Genomic DNA, 4,927 nt, shown 5'->3' with positions numbered 1-4,927 from the left:
CGATCGGCGAGGTGATGTCGGCGAGCGCCCCGTCCTCCCCGGCGGGCAGCGGCTGTTCGAGCAAGTCGACGCGCTGGTCCAGCAGCATGTCCTGCCACACCAGCACCTCGGCGATGGACCAGCTTTCGTTCGGATCGACGATCAGCCGCGGGGCGGGAGCAGCGGCGCGCACCGCGGCGATCTGCGCCAGCGCATCCTCGCGGTTGACCTTCACCTTCAGCAGCGGGACGTGGGCGTGGCGCGCGGCGGCGGCGGCCATCGCATCGGGCGTGTCGATCGCGATGGTGATCGCGGAGGCGACCGGCGCGGCGGGGGCGATGCCGGCGAGCGCGGCGACGGTGCTGTCGGCGGCGCGCGCCTCCCAGTCCCACAGCGCCGCGTCGACCGCGTTGCGCGCGGCGCCGGCCGGCATCGCGGCGTACAGATCGGCGCGGCCCGCGCCGTCGGCGATCAGCGGCGCCACCGCCGCGATCTGCGCCAGCGCATCGTCGATCGTCTCGCCATAGCGCGGATACGGAACGCCCTCGCCGCGACCGACATGGCCGCCGCCCTCGACGGTGACGGTCACGACGTCGGCGGCGGTCTTCACCCCGCGCGAGATGCGGAACGGCGTGTTCAGCGCGAAGCGGTCATGGCGGGCGCGGCAGGTGCGAAGCATGTCAGGGTCCAGTCGACGATCGGGTCGGCGCCGAAGCGATACGGGTCGGTGCACGGCAGGCCGAGCGCCTGCGCGGTATCGGCGCACAGCCGCCGCGCTGCATCCTCGTCCAGCTTGACGGTGTTGAGCGCGATACCGGTCGCCTGCACGTCGGGGCTGGTCAGCCGCGCGACCTGCAGGTTCGCCTCCAGACAGGTGGCCAGATCGGGCAGCTGGTAATGCGGCAGGCCGCGCATGTGCGCGCGCATCGGATCGTGGCACAGCACGATCGCGGCGGGCTGCGCGCCGTGCAGCAGCCCGGTGGACACGCCCGCGAAACTGGGGTGGAACAGCGATCCCTGCCCCTCGATCAGGTCCCAGCCGTCGTCGTCACGCGCGGGGGCCAGCACCTCGATCGCGCCGGCGATGAAATCGGCCACCACCGCGTCGAGCGGCACGCCGTCGCCCGCGATCAGGATGCCGGTCTGCCCGGTGGCGCGGAAATCGGCGGCGACCCCGCGCGCGCGCATCGCGTCGCGCAGGCACAAGGTGGCGTACATCTTTCCCACCGAACAATCGGTGCCGACGGTCAGCAGGCGCTTGCCCGCACGCCGCCGGCCGTTGCCGACCGGCAGGTGCGCGGGCGCGTCGCGCACGTCGAACAGCGACACGCCGACCGCATCGGCCGCGGCGACCAGCCGTGGCTCGTCGCGCAGCCGCTGGTGCAGCCCGGACGCGACGTTCATCCCCGCGGCGATCGCCAGCAGCGCATCGTCGATCAGGTCGTCGCCCAGCCGCCCCCCGGCATTGGCGATCCCCAGCACCAGGGTGCGTGCCCCCGCCTCACGCGCGGCGGCGACGTCCATCCGCGGCATCCCCAGCGTCAGCGGGCAATCGTCGTGGCGCCATTCGCCGACGCAATCGTCGCGGCGGAACGCGGCCAGCCCGCGCGAGGTCTTGATGCCCACCTCGTCATCCGAATGGCCGAGATAGAGCAGGTAGGGGCCGGGGATCATCGTTCCACCTGAAGGAATAAGCATGAAGCCGAACGGTAGGGGCGGCGCGGGCGGGGGCGCCAATCATGCTCGCACCGGCCCCTATAACGTCTGGCTATGAGCCGGGCGGCGGTCGACCGCGGCTGTGCGGGGCGTTAAAGTGAGCAGGTGCAGAAACGCTATGAGATCTTCGCCGATTATCACCAGTTCTACCTGTGGGACCATGGCGAGAAACCCGACGCGCCGACCGATTACGACGATGCGGACGTCGCGCGCCGGATCAAGGCGGCGCCGTTCGTGGTGGTGATCCAGCCGGCGCGCGACATGAGCGTGCCGGTGACGGTGGAGATCGCCGATGCCCCGCCGCCCGAGGATCCGCCTGGCGTATGGGACCATGTCGCGGAGGCGAGCCTGGACCTGCCGTCGGGGCGGCTGGAGATCCACGAATGCACCGGCGGTCCGGTCGACCTGCTGCCGGTGCCCGCGGGCATGTATCGCGTGCGGGCGCAGTTCGGCGGGCTGGGCACGCTGAGCGCCGACGGGCTGGACGGCGCGGATCATTATCACGTGATCCTGTGGCGCGCGCCCTTCGCGCCGGTACGCGTTCTGCGCCAGTTCGAGGAGCGCGGCTGAGGCGGGGCCCTCAGGACCGTGCCGGGCACCCCGGTGGCGTGGGGCGCAGCAGCACCCGGCCCGCCGCCTCGCCCGTGGTGGCGCCGTCGCGCAGCGCGAGGCGGCCGTTGACGAACAGCGCGGTCACCCCGACGCTGGCGACGCGCGGGTGGACGTAATCGGCGCGCGGCGCGTAGCGGACCGGATCGAACACGACGACGTCGGCGTAATGGCCCGCGCGCAGATAGCCGCGCCCGGCGATCCGGTACATGTCGGCGGTGGCGCCGGTGGAGCGGCGGATGAAATCGGCCAGCGAGATGACGTGCCGTTCGCGCACATAGGTCTGGTACTTCTTCGGGAAGGTCGCCCATTGCCGCGGGTGGCCGTTCGACCCGTCCGAACTGGTGACGACCCATGGCTGCTTCATGATGAGATCGACGTCGCGATCGGCCATGTTGAAGCTGGCGACCGCGCTGCCGGCCGGATCGGTGCCGTCCTTGTTGGGAACGCGCAGGATGCGGATCGCGGCGTCGATCGGGTCCAGACCCCATTGCGTCGCCATCTGCCCCAGCGTCTTTCCGGTCCAGGGCTGTCCGGCCGCGGTCAGCAACAGCGATTCCTTGCCGCCGCGGCGGCGCAGGTTTTCGGCCATCGCGACCTTGATCTTCGCCAGCGTCGCGGGATCGTCGAAGCGCGCGATCATCTTCGCATAGCCGCCGTCCACCACCCAGCCGGGGAGCAGTGCGGCATCGACGCTGCTTCCCGACGCCAGCCACGGATATTGATCGGCGGTCACTTCCTGCCCCGCGCGCCGCGCCGCGTCGATCGTCGCGATCAATTGCGGCGCCATGCCCTGCACATCGACGCCCAGCGCCTTGAGGTGGGCGAAATGCACCGGCATCCCCGCCTCGCGCCCGATCCGGATCGCTTCCTGTGTGGAGGCGATCAGGCCGATATTGTAGTTCGATTCGTCGCGCTGGTGGGTGTCGTACATCCCGCCGCGGATCGCCGCCTCTCGCGCGACGGCGATCACCTCGTCGGTCTTGGCGTAGCTTTGCGGGGGGTAGAACAATCCGGTGGAAAAACCGGTCGCGCCCTCGCACATCGCCTTGGCGACCAGTGCCTTTTCCTGCGCCAGCTCGGCGGGGGTGGGCGCGCGGTCGTCGCGCCCGATGACGCGCCCGCGCACCGCGCCGAAACCGACGAAGGGGATGACATTGGTGCCGATCCGCGATGCCTCCAGCTTCGCCGCGTCGGCGGCGATGTCGGGCGTACCATAGCCGTCGACGCCGATCACGATCGTCGACACGCCCTGCGCCAGCCACGGCAGGTTGAGCCGCTCCTTCGCATCGGCGGAGCGGATGTAGCTGTCCGGATGGGTATGCGCGTCAATGAAGCCGGGGGCGACGATCTGCCCGCGCGCGTCGATCACCTGCTTGGCGGTCGTCCCGCGCGACCGGCCGACATAGACGATGCGCTGGCCGGCGATCTCCACATCGCCGGTGATCGGCGGAGCATCGGCGCCGGTATAGACCGTTCCGCCGCGGATCACGACGTCGACAGGACGCGTCTTCTGCGCGACCGCCGGGCCGGCGAGGAGCGCGATCAGCGCGAGCAGCGGGGCACGGGTCATCCTTGGTCCTCTATCGCCGGGGCTGGCCGGGTTGCAGCAGCGTGCGGGTCGTGGCCTGTGCGTCCACCGCGGCGCGGCTGAACGGCATCGGCTGCATCTGTCCGTCGATCCATGGGGCATATTGATCGCGGTAATGCGGTGATTTCGGGTCGTTCGACTGGCCCGGCAGGTTGAGCATCAGCGAATTGTCCCATCCCCCGACATCGATCACCTGGATATAGCTGGCGCCGCCGCCGGTCCGCCACGACGGGCCGTCGCCCAGCCACCGCGCCATCACGGTATAGCTGTCACCGCCCGACCCCGACCCCTCGATGGGGGGGAAGGCCGCGGCGATCGCCGGGATGCGCGACAGCGGGTGGGTGATCCGCACCTGATGCAGCGTGTCCCACCGCCAGGCGGCGGGCTGCGCGCCCAGCAGCCGCTGCGCCTCCTGCCAGCCCGACGCCAGCGCGGCATCGACCAGCGCGGGGCGCTTCTTCGCCTCGGCGAGGAGGATCGACGGGGCGATATCGGTCACCAGCGCTTTCGCGCGATCGGGCACCAGTTCGGCGAGCACGCGCTTCGACAGGTCACGCCACACGATCTCGTACAATGCCGCCGCCGCGCTGCCGCGGTCGAGCCGCAGGTTCCAGCCCGCCAGCATCGTGGCGGCGGGCTTCGCCGCGGCGGAGGGCGCATCGGGCAGCGCCGCCACGAACTGCATCGCCGGGGTGGAGAAGGTGTCGTGCTGCAACGCGACGCTGTCGGCCAGGGTGTGGCGGGGCTGCGCGGCCAGCACCTGCGCAATCCGTTCGTAGCGGTAGGGATCGCGGAAAGAATAGGCGGGGACACGAGCCTTCGGCCAGTCGGCGGGCAGGTTGTTCTGGTTGGCGGAGGCGAACCAGCCCCTGGCCGGATTATATTCCGATGGCAGCGCGCGAAAATCCTTGTACCCCGTCCAGTCATAGCGGCCGTCGCCCGGTACCGGGAGCAGCCCGTCCCCCGCCTTGCGCTGCGGCACGAAGCCGATCACCTGCCAGCCGGTGTTGCCGCTGTCTCTTATACACATCT

General features: G+C 70.7%; 5 protein-coding genes. 1 reads left to right on the top strand and 4 read right to left on the bottom strand.

Going from position 1 to position 4,927, the window contains the following annotated elements:
* Positions 1-658 (bottom strand): enolase C-terminal domain-like protein (locus AX685_RS03365; RefSeq protein ID WP_066485453.1); only part of this gene is annotated, 658 nt, incomplete at its 3' end.
* Positions 616-1,653, bottom strand: a complete 1,038-nt coding sequence (gene dgcN / locus AX685_RS03360) for an N-acetyltransferase DgcN (protein ID WP_066485451.1) — start codon at positions 1,651-1,653, stop codon at positions 616-618. The genes dgcN and AX685_RS03365, both read right to left, overlap by 43 nt.
* 147 nt (positions 1,654-1,800) lie before the next feature.
* Between dgcN and AX685_RS03355 the strand changes: the two genes are divergently transcribed.
* The gene (locus AX685_RS03355) at positions 1,801-2,265 is read left to right on the top strand and encodes a hypothetical protein (RefSeq protein WP_066485445.1); all 465 of its coding nucleotides are present in this window, start codon (positions 1,801-1,803) and stop codon (positions 2,263-2,265) included.
* Between the two features lie 10 nt (positions 2,266-2,275).
* Here AX685_RS03355 and AX685_RS03350 read toward each other — a convergent pair whose 3' ends face one another.
* Positions 2,276-3,877, bottom strand: coding sequence for an N-acyl-D-amino-acid deacylase family protein (locus AX685_RS03350; RefSeq protein ID WP_082740493.1), 1,602 nt, complete (start codon positions 3,875-3,877; stop codon positions 2,276-2,278).
* A 10-nt stretch (positions 3,878-3,887) separates the two neighbouring features.
* Positions 3,888-4,927: penicillin acylase family protein (locus tag AX685_RS03345; RefSeq protein WP_066485443.1), on the bottom strand; the 1,040-nt coding region annotated here is incomplete at its 5' end.

The organism is Sphingomonas sp. CCH9-F2, from assembly GCF_001556735.1.
Classification (GTDB): domain Bacteria; phylum Pseudomonadota; class Alphaproteobacteria; order Sphingomonadales; family Sphingomonadaceae; genus Sphingomonas; species Sphingomonas ginsenosidimutans.
Note: the sequence above shows the minus strand (reverse complement) of the source record. Positions and strands in the feature narration are given on the sequence as shown.